This window comes from Streptomyces sp. DSM 106670 (assembly GCF_055792845.1).
This window is the reverse complement of sequence record NZ_CM147704.1, coordinates 3,069,828-3,091,891: the sequence shown is the minus strand read 5'-3', so window position 1 is coordinate 3,091,891 and position 22,064 is coordinate 3,069,828. Positions and strand designations below refer to the sequence as shown.

General features: G+C 72.4%; 22 protein-coding genes. 12 read left to right on the top strand and 10 right to left on the bottom strand.

What is annotated here, in order from left to right:
• Nucleotides 1-56: 56 nt before the first annotated feature.
• Both ACSMXR_RS13645 and ACSMXR_RS13640 read right to left on the bottom strand, forming a co-directional pair.
• A complete protein-coding gene (locus tag ACSMXR_RS13645) occupies nt 57-1,277 on the bottom strand; it encodes an acetyl-CoA C-acetyltransferase (RefSeq protein WP_030086143.1) in 1,221 nt (406 codons plus the stop codon).
• 153 nt (nt 1,278-1,430) lie between these two features.
• Nucleotides 1,431-2,432, bottom strand: a complete 1,002-nt coding sequence (locus ACSMXR_RS13640; protein ID WP_030086142.1) for an SGNH/GDSL hydrolase family protein — start codon at nt 2,430-2,432, stop codon at nt 1,431-1,433.
• 159 nt (nt 2,433-2,591) lie between these two features.
• Here ACSMXR_RS13640 and ACSMXR_RS13635 point away from each other — a divergent pair, with 159 nt between their 5' ends.
• On the top strand, nt 2,592-3,998 hold the full coding sequence (locus ACSMXR_RS13635) for a cystathionine beta-synthase (protein ID WP_029182216.1): 1,407 nt from the start codon (nt 2,592-2,594) through the stop codon (nt 3,996-3,998).
• A 400-nt stretch (nt 3,999-4,398) separates the two neighbouring features.
• Here the strand turns inward: ACSMXR_RS13635 and ACSMXR_RS13630 are convergent, their stop codons facing one another.
• Entirely contained in the window at nt 4,399-4,815 is a 417-nt protein-coding gene (locus tag ACSMXR_RS13630) for a hypothetical protein (protein ID WP_137234337.1), read from the bottom strand.
• A 163-nt stretch (nt 4,816-4,978) separates the two neighbouring features.
• On the opposite strand from ACSMXR_RS13630, the gene ACSMXR_RS13625 reads away from it, so the two are divergent.
• Both ACSMXR_RS13625 and ACSMXR_RS13620 read left to right on the top strand, forming a co-directional pair.
• Nucleotides 4,979-5,824: a MurR/RpiR family transcriptional regulator gene (locus ACSMXR_RS13625; RefSeq protein WP_137234338.1), complete on the top strand. Its 846-nt coding sequence runs from the start codon at nt 4,979-4,981 to the stop codon at nt 5,822-5,824.
• A gap of 137 nt (nt 5,825-5,961) precedes the next feature.
• The gene (locus ACSMXR_RS13620; protein ID WP_473172377.1) at nt 5,962-6,501 is read left to right on the top strand and encodes a hypothetical protein; all 540 of its coding nucleotides are present in this window, start codon (nt 5,962-5,964) and stop codon (nt 6,499-6,501) included.
• Between the two features lie 35 nt (nt 6,502-6,536).
• Here ACSMXR_RS13620 and ACSMXR_RS13615 read toward each other — a convergent pair whose 3' ends face one another.
• From ACSMXR_RS13615 to ACSMXR_RS13595, 5 genes are all read right to left on the bottom strand, one after another.
• On the bottom strand, nt 6,537-6,911 hold the full coding sequence (locus tag ACSMXR_RS13615; RefSeq protein WP_218785283.1) for a hypothetical protein: 375 nt from the start codon (nt 6,909-6,911) through the stop codon (nt 6,537-6,539).
• A 171-nt stretch (nt 6,912-7,082) separates the two neighbouring features.
• Entirely contained in the window at nt 7,083-7,553 is a 471-nt protein-coding gene (locus tag ACSMXR_RS13610) for a roadblock/LC7 domain-containing protein (RefSeq protein ID WP_137234340.1), read from the bottom strand.
• Between the two features lie 38 nt (nt 7,554-7,591).
• Nucleotides 7,592-8,404 (bottom strand): helix-turn-helix domain-containing protein, encoded by an 813-nt coding sequence (locus ACSMXR_RS13605; RefSeq protein ID WP_103510905.1) that lies wholly within the window; start codon nt 8,402-8,404, stop codon nt 7,592-7,594.
• Nucleotides 8,401-8,814, bottom strand: a complete 414-nt coding sequence (locus ACSMXR_RS13600) for a hypothetical protein (RefSeq protein ID WP_218526179.1) — start codon at nt 8,812-8,814, stop codon at nt 8,401-8,403. Before ACSMXR_RS13600 ends, ACSMXR_RS13605 begins: the two co-directional genes overlap by 4 nt.
• A 158-nt stretch (nt 8,815-8,972) precedes the next feature.
• A complete protein-coding gene (locus tag ACSMXR_RS13595; protein WP_473171962.1) occupies nt 8,973-10,355 on the bottom strand; it encodes an APC family permease in 1,383 nt (460 codons plus the stop codon).
• 134 nt (nt 10,356-10,489) lie between these two features.
• Here ACSMXR_RS13595 and hutU point away from each other — a divergent pair, with 134 nt between their 5' ends.
• The 4 genes from hutU to hutI all read left to right on the top strand — a co-directional run bounded on the left by hutU (nt 10,490) and on the right by hutI (nt 16,072).
• Nucleotides 10,490-12,148: a urocanate hydratase gene (gene hutU / locus ACSMXR_RS13590; protein ID WP_364884503.1), complete on the top strand. Its 1,659-nt coding sequence runs from the start codon at nt 10,490-10,492 to the stop codon at nt 12,146-12,148.
• Nucleotides 12,148-13,440 (top strand): allantoate amidohydrolase, encoded by a 1,293-nt coding sequence (locus tag ACSMXR_RS13585; RefSeq protein WP_473171961.1) that lies wholly within the window; start codon nt 12,148-12,150, stop codon nt 13,438-13,440. The genes hutU and ACSMXR_RS13585 overlap by 1 nt, the downstream gene beginning before the upstream one ends.
• Nucleotides 13,431-14,798, top strand: a complete 1,368-nt coding sequence (locus ACSMXR_RS13580; protein ID WP_137234344.1) for a formimidoylglutamate deiminase — start codon at nt 13,431-13,433, stop codon at nt 14,796-14,798. Before ACSMXR_RS13585 ends, ACSMXR_RS13580 begins: the two co-directional genes overlap by 10 nt.
• Before the next feature lie 101 nt (nt 14,799-14,899).
• Entirely contained in the window at nt 14,900-16,072 is a 1,173-nt protein-coding gene (gene hutI, locus ACSMXR_RS13575) for an imidazolonepropionase (protein WP_137234345.1), read from the top strand.
• Nucleotides 16,073-16,216: 144 nt separating this feature from the next.
• On the opposite strand, the gene ACSMXR_RS13570 is transcribed toward hutI, so the two are convergent.
• Nucleotides 16,217-17,206, bottom strand: coding sequence for an RNA polymerase sigma factor SigF (locus ACSMXR_RS13570; RefSeq protein ID WP_137234346.1), 990 nt, complete (start codon nt 17,204-17,206; stop codon nt 16,217-16,219).
• Between the two features lie 285 nt (nt 17,207-17,491).
• Between ACSMXR_RS13570 and ACSMXR_RS13565 the strand changes: the two genes are divergently transcribed.
• Together ACSMXR_RS13565 and ACSMXR_RS13560 are read left to right on the top strand one after the other, a co-directional pair.
• The gene (locus ACSMXR_RS13565; RefSeq protein ID WP_030589247.1) at nt 17,492-17,860 is read left to right on the top strand and encodes an STAS domain-containing protein; all 369 of its coding nucleotides are present in this window, start codon (nt 17,492-17,494) and stop codon (nt 17,858-17,860) included.
• 218 nt (nt 17,861-18,078) lie between these two features.
• A complete protein-coding gene (locus tag ACSMXR_RS13560) occupies nt 18,079-18,570 on the top strand; it encodes an ATP-binding protein (protein ID WP_137234347.1) in 492 nt (163 codons plus the stop codon).
• On the opposite strand, the gene ACSMXR_RS13555 is transcribed toward ACSMXR_RS13560, so the two are convergent.
• The gene (locus ACSMXR_RS13555) at nt 18,567-19,016 is read right to left on the bottom strand and encodes an NUDIX hydrolase (protein WP_473171960.1); all 450 of its coding nucleotides are present in this window, start codon (nt 19,014-19,016) and stop codon (nt 18,567-18,569) included. The genes ACSMXR_RS13560 and ACSMXR_RS13555 overlap by 4 nt on opposite strands.
• 194 nt (nt 19,017-19,210) lie before the next feature.
• Here ACSMXR_RS13555 and ACSMXR_RS13550 point away from each other — a divergent pair, with 194 nt between their 5' ends.
• From ACSMXR_RS13550 to ACSMXR_RS13540, 3 genes are all read left to right on the top strand, one after another.
• A complete protein-coding gene (locus ACSMXR_RS13550) occupies nt 19,211-19,903 on the top strand; it encodes a peptidase (RefSeq protein ID WP_473171959.1) in 693 nt (230 codons plus the stop codon).
• Between the two features lie 141 nt (nt 19,904-20,044).
• Nucleotides 20,045-20,998 carry a COG1470 family protein gene (locus ACSMXR_RS13545; RefSeq protein ID WP_473171958.1) on the top strand — a complete coding sequence of 318 codons (954 nt, stop codon included), beginning with the start codon at nt 20,045-20,047 and terminating at the stop codon, nt 20,996-20,998.
• Nucleotides 20,995-22,059 carry a hypothetical protein gene (locus tag ACSMXR_RS13540; protein WP_473171957.1) on the top strand — a complete coding sequence of 355 codons (1,065 nt, stop codon included), beginning with the start codon at nt 20,995-20,997 and terminating at the stop codon, nt 22,057-22,059. The genes ACSMXR_RS13545 and ACSMXR_RS13540 overlap by 4 nt, the downstream gene beginning before the upstream one ends.
• Nucleotides 22,060-22,064 lie beyond the last annotated feature (5 nt).

Below are 22,064 nucleotides of genomic sequence, written 5' to 3'. Positions count from 1 at the left end.
TCGCTGCGGGCAGGTGCCGCACTCGTACCTCGCGCGACCCTACCCTCCGCTGCGGCTCAGCTCAGCCGCTCGATCACCATCGCCATGCCCTGGCCGCCGCCCACGCACATCGTCTCCAGGCCCCACTGCTTGTCGTGGAACTGGAGGCTGTTGATCAGCGTGCCGGTGATGCGGGCGCCGGTCATGCCGAAGGGGTGGCCGACCGCGATCGCGCCGCCGTTGACGTTGACCTTGTCCAGCGGCAGGCCGAGGTCCCGGTAGGAGGGGATGACCTGGGCGGCGAACGCCTCGTTGATCTCGGCGAGGTCGATGTCGTCGATGGTCAGGCCGGCCCGCTTCAGCGCCTGCTTGCTGGCCTCGACCGGGCCGTAGCCCATGATCTCGGGGGAGAGGCCGGAGACGCCGGTGGAGACGATCCGGGCCAGCGGGGTCAGGCCCAGCTCGCGCGCCTTGGTGTCGGACATGATCACGAGGGCCGCGGCGCCGTCGTTGAGCGGGCAGCAGTTGGCCGCGGTGACCAGGCCGTCGGGGCGGAAGACCGGCTTCAGGCCCTGCACGCCCTCCAGGGTGACGCCCGCGCGCGGGCCGTCGTCCTTGGCGACCACGGTGCCGTCGGGCGTGGTGACCGGGGTGATCTCCCGCTCCCAGAAGCCGTTCTTCAGGGCTTCCTCGGCGAGGTTCTGCGACCGTACGCCGAACTCGTCCATGTCCTGGCGGGTGACGCCCTTGGTCCGGGCCAGGTTCTCCGCCGTCTGCCCCATCGCGATGTACGCGTCCGGCACGAGGCCGTCCTCGCGCGGGTCGTGCCAGCTCGCACCGGACTCCTCGGCGCGGGCGGCGGTGCGGGCCTCGGCCTCGGCGAACAGCGGGTTGTGCGTGTCCGGCAGGCTGTCGGAGTTGCCCTTGGTGAAGCGGGACACCATCTCGACACCGGCCGAGATGAAGACGTCGCCCTCGCCCGCCTTGATCGCGTGCAGCGCCATCCGGCTGGTCTGCAGCGAGGAGGAGCAGTAGCGGGTGACCGTACAGCCGGGAAGGTGGTCCATCCCCATCTGTACGGCGATGATGCGGCCCAGGTTGTTGCCCTGCTCGCCGCCGGGCAGACCGCAGCCCAGCATCAGGTCGTCGATGTCCTTCGGGTCCAGCTCGGGAACCTTGGCCAGCGCGGTCTGGATGATCGTGGCGGTCAGGTCGTCCGCGCGCAGGTCCTTCAGGGAGCCCTTGAAGGCGCGGCCGATCGGCGAACGGGCGGCAGAGACGATCACGGCTTCGGGCATCACGCGGCTCCAAGGGGGCTGGAAGGCTGTGTGGACGGCAGAACTCCTCTGGAAGTTACCCGGACGTATCGCCGGGGTCACCCGGCAGGCCGTGTGATGCGGAACTCTTTTCTAAGCGCTTGCTCAGCACGGCCCGCCGTCGGACGCCACCCGTTACGCGTGCCCGTGGGCGGCGTCCGGGTGGGTGTGCGGGGTGGGTTCCGTGGAGGCGGGCAGACGCCGCCGCCTGCGGTGCTTGAGGAGGGCCCAGGGCGCCCGGGCCCCCGTGACCTCCGTACCGGCCTCCCGGGCCGCCTGGGAGGCCGCCTTCGCCACCGGGAGGATGTCCTCGCGCCGCGCCCCGTCCAGCCGGTCGGTCTCCGGCCACAGGCCCAGCACCGCGCACAGCGTGGGCAGCACCGCCATGGCCGCCGTGGCATAGCCCTCGGCGGAGGGGTGGTAGTTGTCCGGGCCGAACAGCTCGCGCGGGTTCGCCGCGAACTCCGGGCCCAGCAGGTCGCCCAGCGACACCGTGCGCCCGCCCTGCTCCACCACCCCGATCGTCTGCGCCGCCGCCAGCTGCCGGCTCACCCGCCGGGCCAGCCAGCGCAGCGGCTGGTAGACCGGCTCGATCGTGCCCAGGTCCGGGCAGGTCCCGACGACCACCTCCGCACCGGCCGTCCGCAGCCTGCGCACCGCCGTCGTCAGACAGCGCACCGACTGGGTCGCGGGCATCCGATGGGTGACGTCGTTCGCCCCGATCATGATCACGCAGACGTCCGGGACCCGCGCCGGATCCGCGAGCAGCAGCGACACCTGCCGCTCCAGATCGTCCGACCGGGCCCCCGGCAGGGCCACGTTCCGCAGATCCACCGGCCGCTCGGACACCGCCGCGAGACCCGAAGCGAGCAGCGCCCCCGGGGTCTGCCCGGCCCGCCGCACCCCCTGCCCCGCGGCCGTCGAATCCCCGAGCATCCCGAGCCGCATCGGATCGTTCGGCCCGGCGAACGCCACCCCGTACCGTCCGTCCGCACTCGGCGGAACCGGAGCGGTGCCGCCGCCCACCTGCCTCTTCGCGAGCTGGACCTCCGCCAGGAACACGCCCACGGCCGCCGCACCGATCAACCCGATGCTGCCACCGCCGTAGGCCGCGCCCGCCGCGATCCGCCGTGCCACCCTTGCTCTCGACACAGTCCGGTCCACCTCCTCCTCGCCGTACAGCCGTACACGTACCTACTTGCCCCGCTCGGGGCTCCGTGTACTCCTTCCCGTACGCACAGTGCGTCCCGTACGCATACTCTGGGCCGGACCATCTCGGAGATCCCGGAGTACACGGTGCAATTCCACGATTCGATGATCAGTCTTGTCGGCAACACCCCGCTGGTGAGGCTGCGCAACGTCACGGCAGGTATCCAGGCGACCGTCCTGGCCAAGGTCGAGTACTTCAACCCCGGCGGGTCGGTGAAGGACCGCATCGCGCTGCGCATGATCGAGGCGGCCGAGCAGAGCGGGGAGCTGAAGCCCGGCGGCACGATCGTCGAGCCGACCAGTGGCAACACGGGCGTCGGGCTCGCCATCGTCGCCCAGCAGAAGGGCTACAAGTGCATCTTCGTCTGCCCGGACAAGGTGTCCACGGACAAGATCAACGTGCTGCGCGCGTACGGCGCCGAGGTCGTCGTCTGCCCGACCGCCGTTGACCCCGAGCACCCGGACTCGTACTACAACGTCTCCGACCGGCTGGTCACCGAGACGCCGGGCGCCTGGAAGCCGGACCAGTACTCCAACCCGAACAACCCCCGCTCGCACTACGAGACCACCGGTCCCGAACTGTGGGAGCAGACCGAGGGGAAGATCACACACTTCGTCGCGGGCGTCGGCACCGGCGGCACCATCAGCGGCACCGGGCGCTATCTCAAGGAGATCAGCGACGGCGCGGTCCAGGTCATCGGCGCCGACCCGGAGGGCTCGGTCTACTCCGGCGGCTCCGGCCGTCCGTATCTGGTCGAGGGCGTCGGCGAGGACTTCTGGCCGAGCGCGTACGACCGGAACGTCACCGACGAGATCGTCGCGGTGTCCGACAAGGACTCCTTCCAGATGACCCGCCGGCTCGCCAAGGAGGAGGGCCTGCTCGTCGGCGGCTCCTGCGGCATGGCGGTCGTCGGGGCCCTGGAGGTCGCCAAGCGGCTCGGCCCCGACGACGTCGTCGTGGTGCTGCTCCCCGACAGCGGGCGCGGCTATCTGAGCAAGATCTTCAACGACGAGTGGATGGCCGACTACGGCTTCCTGGAGGACTCCGGCACCTCCGCCAACGTCGGCGCGGTCCTGGACTTCAAGGAGGGCCCGATGCCCTCCCTCGTCCACATGCACCCGGAGGAGACGGTCGGCGAGGCCATCGACGTGCTCCGCGAGTACGGCGTCTCCCAGATGCCGATCGTGAAGCCGGGCGCCGGCCACCCGGACGTGATGGCCGCCGAGGTCATCGGCTCCGTCGTGGAGCGGCAGCTGCTGGACGCGCTGTTCACCCAGCGCGCCTCGCTGAGCGACCCGCTGGAGAAGCACATGTCGGCGCCGCTGCCGCAGGTCGGCTCCGGCGAACCGGTCGAGGACCTGATGGCCGTGCTCAGCGGCACGGACGGGGCCGACGCGGCGATCGTGCTCGTCGAGGGCAAGCCCAAGGGCGTCGTGAGCAGGCAGGACCTGCTGGCGTTCCTCGCCAAGGACGCGGGCACGGCGAAGGCCTGACGGTCGGGGGTCACCTCCGGGGGCGCCCCCGGAGGCGCTCATTGGCCGGGCTTCGCGAAAACGGTACGAGCGCGTCACGTCCGCGCAGCACCCGCTTAACACGGCTCCGGCAGATTGGTGGGTGTCGGCAGGGAAACCCGCCGGCACCCAGAACGGCGACACCGGACTACGGAGCGGCTCCCGGACCTCCACCGTCGCCCGGACGCGGGTATCCGGCCCTGACCCGGACCGCGTCCCTCGCGGGGACCGCCGTCGTCCCGCCCCCCGGGCAACCGGGGGTGCGGCGGTCCCCGCGACATACCTCCGCAGACATCGGCGCGGCCGGACTCCCCCGTGGGTCCGGCCGCGCGGTCGTGTTCCGGGCCCGTCGGACGGATCGGGGCCCGTCGTGAGCGGCGGCTCAGTCCTTCCAGTCGGACCGCGCCCGCTCCTCCCGGCGGCGGAACAGCCCCCCGCCCCGCGCCGCCTGGAACGCGTTGACGCCCACGATGCCGAGCCAGGCCACCACCAGCCCCTCGATCCCGGCGTTCACGACGCCGATCGCGGACAGCGGGACGGCCAGGATCAACGAGACGATCCCCAGCGCGTACCGCTCCCCGAAGGTCTCCGGCTGCGCCGGACGCGCGCCCCGGGCGTTGGTCATCTGCTGCTCGGCGAGCTGGCGGCGGACCCTGCGGTCGAGCGTGGTGTCGAGGCGCTGCTCGACCTTCTCCAGGAACGATTCGATGAGCACGGACTCGTACTCCGCGCCCAGCTCGCCACGGGCCTGGAGGGTGGCGGCGAGCTCCTTCTGGATCTCGGGGTCACGGGCTTCCATGCGGATGACGGTACGGAGTCCGGGCCCGCGTGACAGTAGGGCTAGCCCCCGCATCTCCTGGGGCTACCCCCCCGACTCCTGCATATGGACATACAGCGACCTTCCTGGCTGAATAGAACGGTCGGCGCCGGTCGTGGCGCGACGGATCCAGCAAGGGGACAGCATGAGTGGGAGCAGCCCCGCCGCACGGTTGCAGCGGCTCTTCGAGGGCCACCGGCTCACACCCACCCAGCGGCGCATCGCGCACTGCATGGTCCGCCGGGCCGCCGACGCGCCGTTCCTCTCCAGCGTGGAGCTGGCCGAACTGGCCGGGGTCAGTCAGCCCTCCGTCACCCGCTTCGCGGTGGCCCTCGGCTTCGACGGCTATCCGGCGCTGCGCAGGCATCTGCGCGAGGTCGCGCCCGCCGACGCGGAGCAGGAGGACGCGGGGGAGTCGTACAACGAGTACCAACAGGCCGTCCGCGCCGAGATCGAGAACCTCCAGCACCTCTGTGCCGTGCTCGCCGACCCCGCGCCCGTGGAGCGGGCCGGCCGGCTGCTCGCCGGCTCCCGGCCGCTGCCGGTGCTGGGGCTGCGCGCCGCCTCCTCGCAGGCGCGCGGCTTCGGCTACTTCGCCGCCAAGGTGCACCCCGACGTCCGGGTGCTCGACGAGGGCGGCAGCATGCTGCCCGATCGGATCGACTCCGCCCGCCGGGCCGGGGCCACCGCCCTGATGTGCTTCGCGCTGCCGCGCCACCCCAAGGAGACCGTGGACGCGCTCGCGTACGCCCAGGACCAGGGGCTGACCGTGGTGACGGTCGCCGACTCGGCCTTCGCGCCCGTCGCCAAGCACAGCGATCTGCTGCTCCCGGCGGCGATCGGCTCCGGGCTCTCCTTCGACACCGTCTGCGCGCCGATGCTGCTCGGCCGGGTGCTGCTGGAGGCGATGTGCGACGGACTGCCCGACGCCCAGGCGCGGCTGGAGGAGTTCGACGTACGGGCGGCGGCCCGCGGTCTGTTCGTGGAGTGACCTCGGCCGCGGATTCTCAGGCCACCTTCATCTGCGGCCGCTAATCTCCGCGCCCGGAAGGGCCGGCACCAGGACCGGCGGACGGGGAGCGGGAGAGGGGTACGGACGTGGGGCGCGGAGGACAGTCGCTGGCGAGAGTGGCCGTGACCGTACGGGCCGGGGCGGCCCCGTTGTGGTGGCCGGGTCTGGTGGCCGCGGCGGCGGGGGCGTTCGTTCCGGGGCTGACCGGGCGGCGGATCGGGCTGCTGGCCGGGGCGGCACTCTTCATCGTCACCGCGGCCTTCGTGGCCCTGGCGCGCGGCGGGCGGTACGCGGAGCTGGCCCGGAGCGCCTCGCGCGCCGGGCGGAACGACTTCCTCCAGGACCGGGCCGTGACCGTACGGCTGTGGCGGCGCGGGCACAGGTGGTGGCTGCTGGGGGCGTTCGTCGTCGCGGTGGCGTCCTCGTTCGCGCTGCCGGGGGCCGGCGGGCTGCTGCTCGCCGGTGCGGGGGCCGGGCTCTGGGCCAAGGCCGTACGCATCGGACAGCGCGAGCGCCGCGAGGACGTCCTGTACTGGGTGCGCACCGACTGGACCGGACACGGGAGCCCGGCCGGCAAGCGGGTGAAGGCGTATCGGACGACGGGCCCGGAGGCGGGGGACGCCGCGCCGGGCGGGGCGCGGCGTCGCCGCCGGTGAGGACCTGAGCGGGAGCGGGGAGGGACCCGGAGGGGTCAGACCTCCAGGTCCGCCTCGATCTTCTTCAGCTGGTGGCGGGCCATCGCCAGGTTCGCCCGGCTCGCGTCCAGCACCAGGTAGAGGAACAGACCGTTGCTGCCACGGGTCTTGAGCAGCCGGATCAGGTGGTACTGGGTGCCGAGCGTGATCAGGATGTCCTCGATCTCGTCCTTGATGCCCAGGTGCTCCATGGTGCGGAGCTTGGCGCGGACCACATCGGTGTTGCCCGCGGCGGCGACCTCCAGGTTGAAGTCCTTGCCGCCGCCGAGCGTGCCCAGGGCCATCCCGCTCGTGTAGTCGACGAGGGCGACACCCGTGGCGCCCTCGATCGAGCTCATCGCTTCCTTCAGTGACGCTTCGGTGTTCGCCATGGAGGCTCGTTTCCTTTCCCTGGCCGGTCGCGGTGACCGGGTCCGTTTCTGTGCCGGCCGCTGGGCCGGTTTCCGTGCGGGCTGGTGCGCGGGCTTCTGCGTGATGGCTGAGTCCCGGTGGTTGTGGCGGTACGGGTGGGGGGAATCGGGCGACCGCTGCGCGAAGGTGCGTTACGTGGGGCGTTGCGGCAGGGCGCGGCCGGGTGCGGTGGCGGGGCGCGGGGGTGCGGCGCGGGCGGCGGCGGGGCGCTCGACGCGTTCCAGCGCGGCGTCGACGAGTTCGCCGATCCGGGCGCCCGCGCGGCGGCCCTCCAGATGGAGCCGACCGACGTTGATACGGTCCTCGGCCAGCAGGGTCAGGACGGCGGAGGAGCCCGCGGCGTAGGTGGCGATGTAGCCGTCGCCGCCGCGGACCAGCAGTTCGCGGAAGCCGCCCCGGCCGGTGGCGTCGGTCATCCGGATGGAGACGCCGAGGGCGGCGGCGGTGAGGGCGGCGACGCCCTCCGCCTCGACGCCCGGGGTGTCGTGGGCCAGGACCAGACCGTCGGTGGAGGCGGCCAGCGCCCCGGAGAGCAGCGGGACCCGGGCCCGTAACCGCTGGAGCTCGTCGAGGACTTCACGCACTTCGACCTCGGGCACCATCAGCTGTCTCCTCCCGGCACGCTGTCTGAGCGCGCGTATCACAGGGCCTCCAATGCGTCTCGGAGCCGGCGCAGCAGGGCGATATCGGGGTCGGCCGTCACCTCGGGGAGCGTGATCCGGCCGGAGGCGGAAGAGGCGGCCGGCAGGGGCTGGGCGCGGACCGCCTCCACCAGGCCGGCCGCCGCCAGCCGTCGCAGGTCGACCAGGATGTGGAACGCCGAACGGCCCAGCGCCAGCGCGATGTCCGAGGCCGTACGGACTCCGTCGGCCAGCTCCAGGATCCGGCGCTGTCGGGCCGGTACCGGGGCGTCGGACGGATGCGCCGCACTCCGCAGCAGCGGGGCGCCGTCGCAGGCCGCATCGGGCCAGATCCGGTCCAGGAACTCCCGTCTGCGCAGCGTCTCGCGCTCCACGGCGGCCACCGGGACGGGCCGCACCGGACCGATCCAGTGCGCCACCCCGTAACGGAAGCGGGCGGGCGTCCCGGTCGGCGCGAGGGCGAAGAACGCGGCGTCGTACAGCGCGCCCAGATGGCACAACTCCAGCGCGCCGCCCGGCACATGACCGCTGTCGACGAGATAGCGGCCGACCCGGCGGCCCGCCCCGGCCTGTGCCACGGCGTCCCACCAGCCCTCGTGCCGCAGGGTTCCGCCGGTGGTGAGCAGGACGTCGATGCCGGGGGTGGCGGGGCTCTCGGCGTGGACCACCTGGCCGTCGGCGAGGTAGAGCGTGCCGCGGTCGCGCATCAGGGCGCCGGTGGCCCGCTCGTCGGCGAGCCGCCGGAGCATCGGCGAGAGCACCGTGAGCCGGTCGGCGGCGGGGGCGTCGGGGTCGGCGGCTATCGCGCTCATGCCAGCACCAGCCGCTCGGCCAGCTCGCCCAGCCGCAGCCGGGCGAGCGCGAGGTTGCCCTCGGAGCGGTCCAGCCACAGATGGAGGAAGACGCTGCTGTCGAAAGCCGTCTCGACGAACCGGAGCATGTGGTAACCGTCGTGGGTGGTGACGATGACGTCCTCGACGGGGGTGTTCGGCGCGTCCGCCGGCCGCCCGCCCTCCGCCTCCGCGGTGAGGTGGGTGAAGGCGGGCTGTTCGGCGGTCATACGGGCGACCTCCGCCGTCTCGGCGGCGGTCGCCTCGTGGTCGCCGTTGGGGGACTCCCCGATGGTGCCGAGGGCGAGACCGCTCGTCCAGTCGACCACCGAGGCGCCCCGGGCGCCGGGCAGCCTCATGACTTCGAGCAGGCACTCGTCGATTCCGGGCACGCGGATCTCCCCTCCCGACGTGGCGTACGGCTGTAACGCAGAGGCTACGCAACGTGCTCACGGCTGGTGGAGGTTCTGGCATTTTCCTTTGGTACATGCGTCCGACGGTGTAAAGGGTCGGCCGGAATACGGTGGTGGGGGCGGCGGATGGCGGTCCGTCAGGCGTCCGGGGCGGCCGACTTCTCGCGGGCCGTCATCACCGCCTTGTTGAGCGCCCACAGCCCGATGCCGATCAGCAGCAGGATTCCGGCGCGTACGTACACGTCGGAGCCCCGGTCGGCGAGCGGGCTCGCCAGGATCAGCGAGGTGAGCGCGCCGAGCACCGGAAGCGCCGTGGGCGTACGGAAGTGGCGGTGGTCCACCCGGTCCTTGCGCAGCACCAGCACGGCGATGTTGACCACGGCGAAGACGCAGAGCAGCAGGAACGAGGTGGTGTCGCCGAGCCCCTCGATCTCGCCGGTGGAGACCAGGCCGATCGCCAGGACGGAGACGAAGACGATCCCGACCCAGGGGGTGCGCCGGCCCGCCAGCACCTTGCCCATCGCGGGCGGCAGGATGCGCTCGTTGGCCATGCCGTAGCAGAGCCGCGAGGCCATCATGATGTTGATCAGCGCCGAGTTGGTGACGGCGAACAGGGCGATCAGCGCGAAGAGTTTCGGCGGGAAATCGACGCCGCCGGCCTTGACCACCTCCAGCAGCGGTCCGCTGGAGCCCGCCAGGGTGCGGGAGTCGACCAGGAGCGAGGAGACCAGGGCGACCAGGACGTAGATGGTTCCGGTGATGCCCACCCCGATGAAGATCGCGCGGGGGAAGTTGCGGGCGGGATTCTTGGTCTCCTCGGCCATGTTCACCGAGTCCTCGAAGCCGACGAACGCGAAGAAGCCCAGTGCGGTGGCGCCGAGCACCCCGGTGATCAGGGCGTACCCGGTGCCGCCGGTCTCGATCTGGGTCAGCCGTGAGGGCTCGCCCTCGCCGCCGAGCACGGCGTACGCGCCGATCGCGAGGATCACCGCGAGGCCGGTGACCTCCACCAGCGTCAGGACCACGTTCGCCTTCACCGACTCGGCGACCCCGCGCAGATTGATCGCGGCCAGCGCGAGGACGAACAGGATCGCGATGAGGGTCGGCGGCACCGCGTCGGTGAACTCGCCCAGATAGTCGCCGCTGAACGCCCGCGCCGCCGCGCTCGCCGAGGAGAGGCCCGAACACATCACCATGAAGGCGACGACGAAGGTCAGGAACGGGATCCTGAACGCCTTCTGGGTGTAGAGCGCCGCCCCGGCCGCCTTCGGGTACTTCCCCACGAGTTCCACGTACGAGGCCGCCGTCAGCAGCGCGACGACGAAGCCGATCGCGAACGGCAGCCAGAGCGCGCCGCCGACCTTGCCCGCCACGTCCCCGGTGGTGGCGTAGATGCCGGTGCCCAGGATGTCGCCGACGACGAAGAGGATCAGCAGCTTGGGGCCGAGCGCGCGCTTGAGCGGCGGCGAGCCCCCGGGGCTCTCGGGATCGCCGGTCGTGGGTGCGTCGGGAGTGCTCATCGCTGCCTCCGGGGCGGCCGCCGGGTGGTAGGGAACACGCCTTCCCCGACGCGGCGCGGAGCGCACCTGTTGACTACGACTATTCAGAGCATCAGGATGTGAATAGATTTTCACCGTCGCGAGGAGGCACCGCCATGTCAGGACCCCGCCCCGTTCGGGCACCGCGCGGCAGCGCACTGACCACCCTGGGATGGCAGCAGGAAGCCGCCCTGCGGATGCTGCAGAACAACCTCGACCCCGAGGTCGCCGAGCACCCCGACAAGCTCGTCGTCTACGGCGGCACCGGCAAGGCGGCCCGCGACTGGCGCTCCTTCGACGCGATGGTCCGCACCCTGCAGACGCTCAAGCAGGACGAGACGATGCTCGTCCAGTCCGGGCGGCCGGTCGGCGTCATGCAGACCCACGAGTGGGCGCCGCGCGTGCTCATCGCCAACTCCAACCTGGTCGGCGACTGGGCCAACTGGGAGGAGTTCCGCCGCCTGGAGCAGCTGGGCCTGACCATGTACGGCCAGATGACCGCCGGGTCCTGGATCTACATCGGCACCCAGGGCATCCTCCAGGGCACCTACGAGACCTTCGCCGCCGTCGCCGCGAAGAAGTTCGGCGGAACCCTGGCCGGGACGATCACCCTGACCGCCGGGCTCGGCGGCATGGGCGGCGCCCAGCCGCTCGCCGTCACCATGAACGACGGCGTCGCCATCTGTATCGACGTCGACCCGCGCGCCATCGAGCGCCGCATCGAGCACCGCTACCTGGACGTGAAGGCCGACAACCTGGAGCACGCCCTCCAGCTCGCCGTCGAGGCCCGCGACGCCCGCCGCCCGCTCTCCATCGGCCTCCTCGGCAACGCCGCCGAGCTGCTGCCCCGGATGCTCGCCGAGAGCGCGCCGATCGACATCGTCACCGACCAGACCAGCGCCCACGACCCGCTGGCCTACCTGCCGCTCGGCGTCGACTTCGACGACATGGCCACCCTCGCCGCCGAGAAGCCCGCCGACTTCACCCAGCGCGCCCGCGAGTCGATGGCCCGCCACGTCGAGGCCATGGTCGGCTTCATGGACGCCGGCGCCGAGGTCTTCGACTACGGCAACTCCATCCGCGGCGAGGCCCAGCTCGCCGGCTACGACCGCGCCTTCGACTTCCCCGGCTTCGTCCCCGCCTACATCCGCCCCCTCTTCTGCGAGGGCAAGGGCCCCTTCCGCTGGGCCGCGCTCTCCGGCGAGGCCTCCGACATCCACAAGACCGACAAGGCGATGCTGGAGCTCTTCCCGGAGAACGAGTCGCTGCACCGCTGGATCAAGATGGCCGGCGAACGCGTCCACTTCCAGGGCCTGCCCGCCCGCATCTGCTGGCTCGGCTACGGCGAGCGCGACAAGGCCGGCGAGCGCTTCAACGACATGGTCGCCAGCGGTGAACTCGCCGCCCCGCTGGCCATCGGCCGCGACCACCTCGACTGCGGCTCCGTCGCCTCCCCGTACCGCGAGACCGAGGCCATGCTCGACGGCTCCGACGCCATCGCCGACTGGCCGCTGCTCAACGCCATGGTCAACGTCGCCTCCGGCGCCTCCTGGGTCTCCCTCCACCACGGCGGCGGCGTCGGCATGGGCCGCTCCATCCACGCCGGACAGGTCTCCGTCGCGGACGGCACGAAGCTCGCGGGCGAGAAGATCCGCCGCGTGCTGACGAACGACCCCGGCATGGGCGTCATCCGCCACGTGGACGCCGGCTACGACATCGCCGAGACCGTCGCCGCCGACCAGGGCGTACGCGTCCCCATGACGGAGGGCAACTGATGCCGTCCGGTCTGTCCGGGGGCGAGCCCGCCACCTCTTCCGGCGCCCGGGAGCAGTGGCGCGCGGGTGACTCCTTCCTCTCGATGTGGCGGCAGCTGGCTCCCGTCGGACGGCACGCCGACAGCGGTGGCTACCGGCGTTACGCCTGGTCGGAAGCGGACCTCGACTGCCGGGCCTGGTTCCGCGCGCAGGCCGAGGCGCGCGGGCTCACCCAGGAGACCGACCGCAACGGCAACCAGTGGGCCTGGCTCGGCGACCCCCTGGCCGGGGACGCCGTCGTCACCGGCTCGCACCTGGACTCCGTCCCGGACGGCGGCGCCTTCGACGGTCCGCTCGGCGTGGTCTCCTCCTTCGCCGCGCTCGACGAACTCCACCGCAGGGGAGTGGAGTTCACCCGGCCGCTGGCCATCACCAACTTCGGTGACGAGGAAGGCGCCCGCTTCGGCCTCGCCTGCGTCGGGTCCCGGCTCGCCGCCGGACAGCTCACCGTCGCCGACGCCCACCGGCTGCGCGACGGGGACGGCATCACCCTGCCCGCCGCCATGGAGAAGGCCGGATACGACCCCGCGGCCATCGGTCCCGACCCGGAACGGCTCGCCCGGATCGGCGCGTTCGTCGAACTCCACGTCGAGCAGGGCCGCGCCCTCGACCTGACCGGCGACCCCGTCGGCATCGCCTCCGCCATCTGGCCGCACGGCCGCTGGCGGTTCGACTTCCGGGGCGAGGCCAACCACGCGGGCACCACCCGCCTCGTCGACCGCCGCGACCCGATGCTCACGTACGCCGAGACCGTCCTCGCCGCCCGCCGCGAGGCCGAACTGACCGGCGCGCTCGCCACCTTCGGCAAGATCGCGGTCGAGCCCAACGGCGTCAACGCCATCCCCTCCCTCGTCCGCGGCTGGCTCGACTCCCGCGCCGCCGACCAGGACACCCTGGACGCCGTCGTCACCGGCATCGAGCGCGCCGCCCGCCAGTACGCCGAGCGGGCCGGGATCGATCTCGACGTCGTCCGCGAATCGTTCACGCCCGTCGTGGAGTTCGAGCACGCCCTGCGCGACGAGCTCGGCAGGATCCTCGCGGGGACCGGCGACACGGGGCGGCCCGTGCCCGTCCTCGGCACCGGCGCCGGCCACGATGCGGGTATTTTGTCCGCCTCGGTGCCCACCGCCATGCTCTTCGTACGCAACCCCACCGGCATCTCGCACTCACCCGCCGAGCACGCCGCCGAGGACGACTGCACGGCCGGGGTGGAGGCACTCGCCGACGTACTGGAAGGTCTCGCGTGCAGCTGACACACCGGACGACGGGCGCACCCGTCACCGCGACCTACTGGATGGACCACGCCTGGCTCGGCACCCACGTCGAGCCGGGCGTCACCCTGGACGTCGCGGGCGGCCGCATCGCCGGGATCAGGACCGGCGTCGAGGCACCGCCGCACGGCGCGACCGTGCTGCGCGGCCTGACCCTCCCCGGCCTCGCCAACACCCACTCCCACGCCTTCCACCGGGCCCTGCGCGCCACCGTCCAGGTCGGCTCGGGCACCTTCTGGACCTGGCGCGAGCTGATGTACCGGACGGCCTCCCGGCTCACCCCGGACACCTACTTCGACCTGGCCCGCGCCACGTACGCCGAGATGGCCCTGGCCGGCATCACCTCCGTCGGCGAATTCCACTATCTGCACCACGCCCCCGGCGGCACCCCCTACGCCAACCCGAACGCCATGGGCGAGGCGCTGATCGCGGCCGCCGCCGAGGCCGGCATCCGGATCACCCTGCTGGACACCGCCTATCTCGCCGCCGGATTCGGCGAGAAGCCCAACCGGCACCAGCTGCGCTTCTCCGACACCACCGCCGAGGCCTGGGCGGAGCGCGCCGCCCTCCTCAAGGGCGACGACCACACTCTGATCGGCGCGGCCGTCCACTCCGTCCGCGCGGTCCCGGCGGACCAACTGGCCACCGTGGCCCGGTGGGCCGAGGAGCGCGACGCGCCCCTGCACGTCCACCTCTCCGAGCAGACGGCGGAGAACGACGCCTGCCGGGCCGCCCACGGCCGCACCCCCACCCGGCTGCTGGCCGACCACGGAGTGCTCGGCCCGCGCACCACCGGCATCCACAACACGCATCTGACCGAGGCGGACATCGAACTGCTCGGCTCCTCGGCGACGGGCACCTGCATGTGCCCCACCACCGAACGCGACCTGGCCGACGGCATCGGCCCCGCCGCCGCCCTCCAGAAGGCGGGCTCGCCGCTCTCGCTGGGCAGCGACAGCCACGCCGTGATCGACCTCTTCGAAGAGGCGCGCGCGATGGAGCTCAACGAGCGGCTGCGTACCCATGTCCGGGGCCACTGGACGGCCGCCGCCCTGCTCCGCGCCGCCTCCGCCGACGGGCACGCCGCACTCGGCCGCCCCGACGCGGGCATCCTGGAACCGGGCGCCCCCGCCGACCTGACGACGATCGCCCTGGACTCGGTCAGAACGGCCGGACCGGTGCCCCGACTGGCAGCGGAGACCGCCGTATTCGCCGCCTCCGCCGCTGATGTGCGGCACACGGTCGTGGCAGGGCGGCACATCGTCCGGGACGGCCGTCACACCCGGATCGAGGACGTGCCGCAGGCGCTGGCGACAGCCATCGCCGCCCTGCACGGCTGAGCGCCGGACGTGACCGCCCCGCACCACCGACCCCGGACCCCACGGGCCGGATCCACCCCGCCGATCCGGCCCTCCCGGAACGCAAGGAGAACACTCTCCAGATGACGACCACCGCCGTCACCCACATCGCCAGCCTGGTCACCAATGACCCCTCCCTCGGCAACGGGACCCCCCTGGGCCTGATCCAGGACGCGGCCGTCGTCATCGACGGCGACCGCATCGTCTGGACCGGTGAATCCAGCAAAGCACCCGCCACTGACAACGTCCTCGACGCGGCGGGCCGCGCGGTGATCCCGGGCTTCGTCGACTCCCACTCCCACCTGGTCTTCGCGGGCGACCGCACCCAGGAGTTCAACGCCCGGATGTCCGGGCAGCCCTACCGCGCGGGCGGCATCCGCACCACCGTCGCCGCCACCCGGGCCGCCTCCGACGAGGAGCTCTCCGCCAACGTCGCCCGCTACCTCGCCGAGGCGCTGCGCCAGGGCACCACCACCTTCGAGACCAAGTCCGGCTACGGCCTCACCGTCGAGGACGAGGCCCGCGCCCTGCGCGTCGCGGGCCGCCACACCGACGAGGTCACCTACCTCGGCGCCCACATCGTGTCCCCCGACTACGCCGACGACCCCGCCGGATACGTCGATCTGGTCACCGGCCCGATGCTGGAGGCCTGCGCCCCGCACGCCCGCTGGATCGACGTGTTCTGCGAGCAGGGCGCCTTCGACGGCGACCAGGCCCGCGCCATCCTCACGGCGGGCCGCGCCAAGGGGCTGCACCCCCGTATCCACGCCAACCAGCTCAGTTACGGCCCCGGTGTCCAGCTCGCCGTCGAGCTCGACGCCGCGTCGGCCGACCACTGCACCCACCTCACCGACGCGGACGTCGACGCGCTCGGCCAGGGCGACACGGTCGCCACGCTGCTCCCGGGCGCGGAGTTCTCCACCCGCGCCACCTGGCCCGACGCCCGCCGCCTCCTCGACGCCGGGGCCACCGTCGCGCTCTCCACGGACTGCAACCCCGGCTCGTCGTTCACCTCGTCGGTGCCGTTCTGCATCGCGCTGGCCGTCCGCGACATGGGGATGACCCCGGACGAGGCGATCTGGTCGGCCACCGCCGGCGGGGCCGCCGCCCTGCGCCGTACCGACATCGGCCGCATCACCCCCGGCGCCCGCGCCGACCTGGTGCTCCTCGACGCCCCGAGCCACGTCCACCTCGCCTACCGCCCGGGCGTCCCGCTGGTCAGCGCGGTCTGGCGGAGCGGACAGCGGGTGGTGTGACCCCGGCGGCCCTCGCCCGCCCGGACACGCGCGCCGAGGGCCGCCCACATGCGGAAGGACCCGCTCCCGGTGTCCGGGGCGGGTCCTTCCGCGGTGCTCGGCGGCCCGTGGAGCCCCGGGGAGGGGCGGTGGGCGGGCCGGGGGTCATTCCTCCAGGGTCAGACCCTTACGGAGCTTGGTCAGCGTCCGGGACAGCAGCCGGGACACGTGCATCTGCGAGATGTTCAGCTCCTCGCCGATCTCCGACTGCGTCATGTTGCTGACGAAGCGGAGCGAGAGGATCATCCGGTCCCGGGCGGGCAGCGCGGCGATCAGCGGCTTCAGCGACTCGACGTACTCGATGCCTTCGAGGCCGTGGTCCTCGTAGCCGATGCGGTCCGCGAGGGCGCCCTCGGTGTCGTCCTCCTCGGGCTTGGCGTCCAGCGAGCTCGCGGTGTACGCGTTGCTCGCGGACATGCCCTCGACGACCTCGTCCGGCGTGATGCCGAGGCGCTCGGACAGCTCCGCCACGGTGGGCGCGCGGTCCAGCTGCTGGGAGAGCTCGTCGCCCGCCTTCGCCAGGTCGAGCCGCAGCTCCTGGAGCCGGCGCGGCACGCGCACGGACCAGCTGGTGTCACGGAAGAAACGCTTGATCTCACCGACGATCGTCGGCATCGCGAACGTGGGGAACTCCACCCCGCGGCTCAGCTCGAACCGGTCGATCGCCTTGATCAGGCCGATGGTGCCGACCTGGACGATGTCCTCCATCGGCTCGCTGCGGGAGCGGAACCGGGAGGCGGCGAACTTGACGAGCGCGAGGTTGAGCTCGACGAGGGTGTTGCGTACGTAGCTGTACTCGTGGGTGCCCTCTTCGAGGGACTCCAGCCGCTCGAAGAGCGTCTTCGACAGGGCCCTGGCGTCCAGAGCGCCCACTTCGGCGTAGGGCGGGATCTCGGGAAGTCCTTCGAGTCCCTCGCCGGCCGCGCCGGAGAAGTCTGAGGTGGTGCCGGTGGTGCCAGAGGCACTGGTGGTGCTGGTGGTGCTGGTGCGCGGGCCGGGAACGGCGCTCGCGGCGGGGGAGTCGGAATTGGTCGGTCCCTGAGGACATGCCGACGACGCGTTGTGGGTACGCGCTTCGTCGAGCCGGGGTGACATGGTTCTCCTCCATCGTTCTCGGCATATGGCTGCCGATGCCCATACGTGTTCCTGCGGTGAAGCGGCGCCTCCAAAGCCGGTCGTGTTTCGGGTGTCCCTCTACCCATACCCGGTCCTGGCCAGCAGTGACAAGCGCCAATTACTGCTATATGTCCGGTTTGTTGAGTTCTCCGACTACCGTGTGGCGTGCGGAACGCGTACTGTTTTACGCACGTCGGCGGCAGCTACGCATACAGCCGCACAGGCAGTGACGCGCACAGTGACGAACGGCGAAGAGGGACAGGCATGGACCGCGGGACGGTCGGCAGTGCGAACCGGGGTCGGCTTCAGGTCGAGGCCCGGACCGAGGGGCGCAGCGAGGTCGTGACGCCGGTGGGTGAGCTCGATCACCACACCGCCGATCTGCTGCGCGAGCCCCTGGAGAGTGCGGTCGAGCAGGGGCGGTCGCGCCTGGTGGTGGACTGCTCCCGCCTGGATTTCTGCGATTCCACCGGGCTGAACGTGCTGCTCGGCGCCCGCCTCAAGGCGGAGGCGGCCGGAGGAGGGGTTCATCTGGCCGGAATGCTGCCCGTCGTGGCGAGGGTGTTCGAGATCACCGGCGCGGAGGCGGTCTTCACCGTCCACGCCACGCTCGAAGAGGCCCTGGCCACCTGACCCGGCACGAGCGCGCGGCCGCGGACGTCCCCGATGTCGGCTGTGTCACGCGATCGTGTGCCCCAAGTGGGTGTTGTTGCGAAACGGCAGGGCAGGAGACACCCCGGCGGAGCCCCGCGAGGGCTCCGGCACACTCGGTATCCGGCACACTCGGTAACTGATCACTATCTGTTCAACGGCGACATGGCGACATGGCGAATCGGTGAGGTGAAGCGCTGATGAGCACCACCCGGCAGCATCCGCCGGGCGACCTCGGTCGCGAGCCGGACGAAGCGGGCGCAGCCTCGCCCGTCCCGGCCGAGCGGCAGTGGCGCACGCTCTCACTCGGGCAGGCCAGCGGCATTGTTCCGACGGCCCGTGACTTCGCCCGGCAGGCGCTGCACGACTGGGGCTGGCTTCCGGCGTCCAGCGCGGACCGCCGGGCCGCCGCCGAGGACGTCCTGCTGGTCGTCTCCGAGCTGGTGACCAACGCCTGCCTGCACGCGGAGGGCCCCGAGGAGCTCCGGATCGGCCGCACCGCCAAGGTGCTGCGGGTGGAGGTCGTCGACCGGGGAGCCGGACAGCCCGCACCCCGTACGCCGCACCGCGCCGGCCGGCCCGGCGGGCACGGCATGTTCATCGTGCAGCGCCTCTGCCTCGACTGGGGCGTCCAGCGCACACCGGACGCCCCGGGCAAGACCGTCTGGGCGGAGCTCGCGGCCCCCGCCTAGCGGGTGCGGGCGGCCTTCGCCCGATCCAGCATGCCGAGGCCGTCGGCAGCGGCCGGCGACAGTGCCGTGCCGTCCTCCAGATCCTCCAGCGGGACCCATACCGCCGCTTCGGTGGAGCCGTCGATCTCCGTAACCTTCGGCTCCCCGCCGGTGAGGGAGACGGCGTAGAACAGCGCCGTGAGGCTCCAACTCACCCCGTTCCGCCGGGCCGTGTACGTTCGTGCGTCGAGCAGGTGCGCCTCGGTCGGCTCCAGCCCCGTCTCCTCCAGGAGCTCACGAGCCAGCGCCTCGACAGGCTGCTCGCCCGGGTCGATCCCTCCGCCGGGCAGATGCCACAGGCCCGGCGCGAAGACCGGCGAGGCGTCCGACAGCCGGGCCAGCAGCAGCCGGCCGCCGTCCTCGGCGATCGCGTACACCGAAATGCGGGTCCTGGCCCGAGAATCCATCGTTCACTCTCTCCCTGCGGCGGATCGGTCGGGCCGAAGCCCGGCCCGAAAGAGCGCGCCGGATCGGCGCGCTCTTTGTCTTCCCTCCATCAGGCCCCGGGCGTACCTTGAGCGCCAAATCTGATGTGCCGTCAGTAATGCGCGCCCGTACGGACCGTGGCGCGCGGCGGCGTCCGGCATGAGGGGAGCACGAGGTGTCGAACCAGAAGCGGACCACTCTCGCGCTGGCGGCTGCGCTGGCGGGCTCGATCGTGGTGGCGGGCGCGCCCGCCGCGTACGCCGAGGTCGTGGACGTCAACTACCAGTGTGTGACGCCCATCGGGCCCAAAGGGGCGGTCTCGCCCATCGATATCAAGGGCGTGAAGAGCGGCGACGGCTACAAGCTCACGATGTCCTTCCAGAAAGGCGTCTCCTCCAGCCCGGTCGAGCTGGGCAAGGGCGCCATGAACCCGAGCGCCGTGATCGAACTGGGCGGCGCCGAGGAGGGGAAGGTCCAGGTCTCCGGCCCGGCGAACGCCGAGGCGATTCCGGCCAACACCCCCATCAAGATCAGTGACCTGTCGGGGACGTACACCCCGAAGAAGAGCGGCAAGGTCACCTTCACCGCCGGGGTCCTCACCATCAAGGCGCTCGGTACGACCACCACCTGTACGCCCAAGAACAGCCCCGGCCCCTCCCTCGAACTCGACGTCCAGGGGTCGGGCGGCGGCTCCACAGGAGGTTCGACCGGAGGTTCCACGGGCGGCTCCACCGGAGGCGGCGAGCTGCCTCGCACCGGCCCGCTGGACTCGGCGGCGGCGCTCGGCACGCTCGGCGGGACCGTGCTGCTGACCGGGGCGGCCGGAGTGCTCTGGCTGACCCGGCGAGGACAGCGCTCCGCGGGCTGATCACGGCCGTACGGCCCGTATGCGGCGCACGGCCCGTATGCGGCGCACGGCCCGTATGCGGCGCACGGCCCGTACGGAGGGCCCGTACGGAGCGCTCGCGTACGGCAGCGCCATCGCCGCCGGAAGGCAGAGGAGCCGCCCATGTCGCCATCCACCCCGCGCCTCCGCCGGGCGCCGCTCGTCCTCACAGCGGTGCTCGCCGCGCTGCTGTGCGCGCTCACCTCGCCCCCGGCAGCCGTCGCCGCCGCCGCTGACGACGGTCCGGCGGACTGGACCGCCCGGCCCGCCGGCGGTGGCGGCGACCGGGACGCCAGGCCGTACGTCTATCTGGAGGGCACCCCCGGCACGGTCCTCCAGGACCGGCTGGCGGTGACCAACCCCGGCCGTGCCCCGCTGACCGTACGGCTACGGGGCGACGGCCGGGCCGGGGCCTGGATCCGGTTCGCCGCGGACACGGTCACCGTCCCGGCCCGGACCCGCGCCGAGGTGCCGCTCGCCCTCACGGTGCCGCCCGACGCGCTGCCCGGCGACGCCTCCGGGGAGGTCGTGGCGGTCGACGGGGGCGAGGAGGTCCGGGTACCGGTCCGGGTCCGGATCGGCGGCCCGACGCTCGCGGCACTCACCGTCGAGGACGTCCGGATATCCGGCGGGACCATTCGGTACGCCCTGGTCAACCGGGGCAACGCGACGCTGACGCCCCGGCTGGCGGTGCGCGCCGACGGGGTGTTCGGCACCCTGCTGGACCGCCCGGAACGGACCCTTCCGCTGGAGCTGGCCCCCGGCCGGCGGGTGGAGCTGACCGAGCCCTGGCCCGACCCCCCGGCCCTGGACGCGGTCACCGTACGGCTGCGGGTCACCGCGTCGGGAGGCGCCCGGGACGAGGCGGAGGCCTCGGCGACGTACCTGCCGGTGCTTCCGGCCGTCGGCGGCGGGCTGCTGGCCCTCGGCGTCCTGGCCGTGCTCGGCTCCGGCGCGTACCGACGGCGACGCCGCACCGGGCGAGGCGCCCCGGAGCCGCCGGACACGGAGACCGAAACAGAGACGAAAGCAGAAGCAGATACGAGGCCCTTGGTGAAGGCGGGAGCGGAAAAGTGACGCAGCAGCCCGGCCCCCGAGCCCTCCGGCGCACCGCGCCGCCCGTCCTGCTGCTCCTGGCCGCCCTCCTGGCGCTCCTGCCCGCCCTGGTCGTCCTGCCGGCGCCGGTCGCCCGGGCGGCCGGGGGCGACCCCACCGTCAGCCTGTCCAAGAAGGAGGCGGGCAAGGGCGGCGAGATCACCGTCAGCGGCAGCGGCTGGCGCGCCGAGGCGTTGCTGATGCTGCTGATCTGCGGGCAGTCCACCCCGGAGCGGGGTGTGATCGGCGGTACCAACTCCTGCGCCAACGCCGACGGCCGTGCCGTCACGACCGACAAGAAGGGCGCCTTCAGCAAGAAGCTGCCGGTCACCGAACCCCCGAAGCCGTGCCCCTGCGTGGTGCACATCGCCACCGTGACGGGCGAACAGACGCTGGCCGACGCGGTGTTCACCGTGGCGGGCCACCCCACGGCGGAGCTGCCGCGGCAGAGCGGAGAAGGGAAGCTCGCGGTGCTGGCCGCCACCCGGCTGGAGGGCGACAGCTCCTTGCTCACCTGGTTCGGAGCCCCGCCCGCGCGGCAACTCGTCTTCACCGTGGGCAATCTCGGGTCCGCCCCCGTCGAGGATCCCGTCTTCGAGATCGGCACCGCGCACGGCGTCTACGCCCCGCAGTGGGAGGAACGCCAGTGGCGCGGCACGGTCGCGCCCGGCGGCAAGGCGCAGGTCAGGCTGCCGGTCGAACTGTCGGCGGGCGCGCACGGCGACTACCAGGTCTCCCTGCGGTACGGGGACAAGGTGCTGGCCGAGCAGCCGTGGGGGGTCGGCCGGCCCTGGGGCGTCACGCTCTTCTGGGTCCTGCTCTGCCTGGTCGTCCCGGCGGCCGTCTTCCGTATCGGCATGGCGGTCGTGGACAAGGTCCGGCCCCGCCCCGCCGGCGCGCACCGTACGCGGAGGCCGGCCACGGCACCCACCGCTCCCGCCGCCACGGACACCACCGAGACCACGGCCGTGCTGCCGTGGTTCACCCCGGATTCCGCACCGTTGGAGAACCGACCCCGACCCACGACGAAGGGACAAGCGTGAGCACG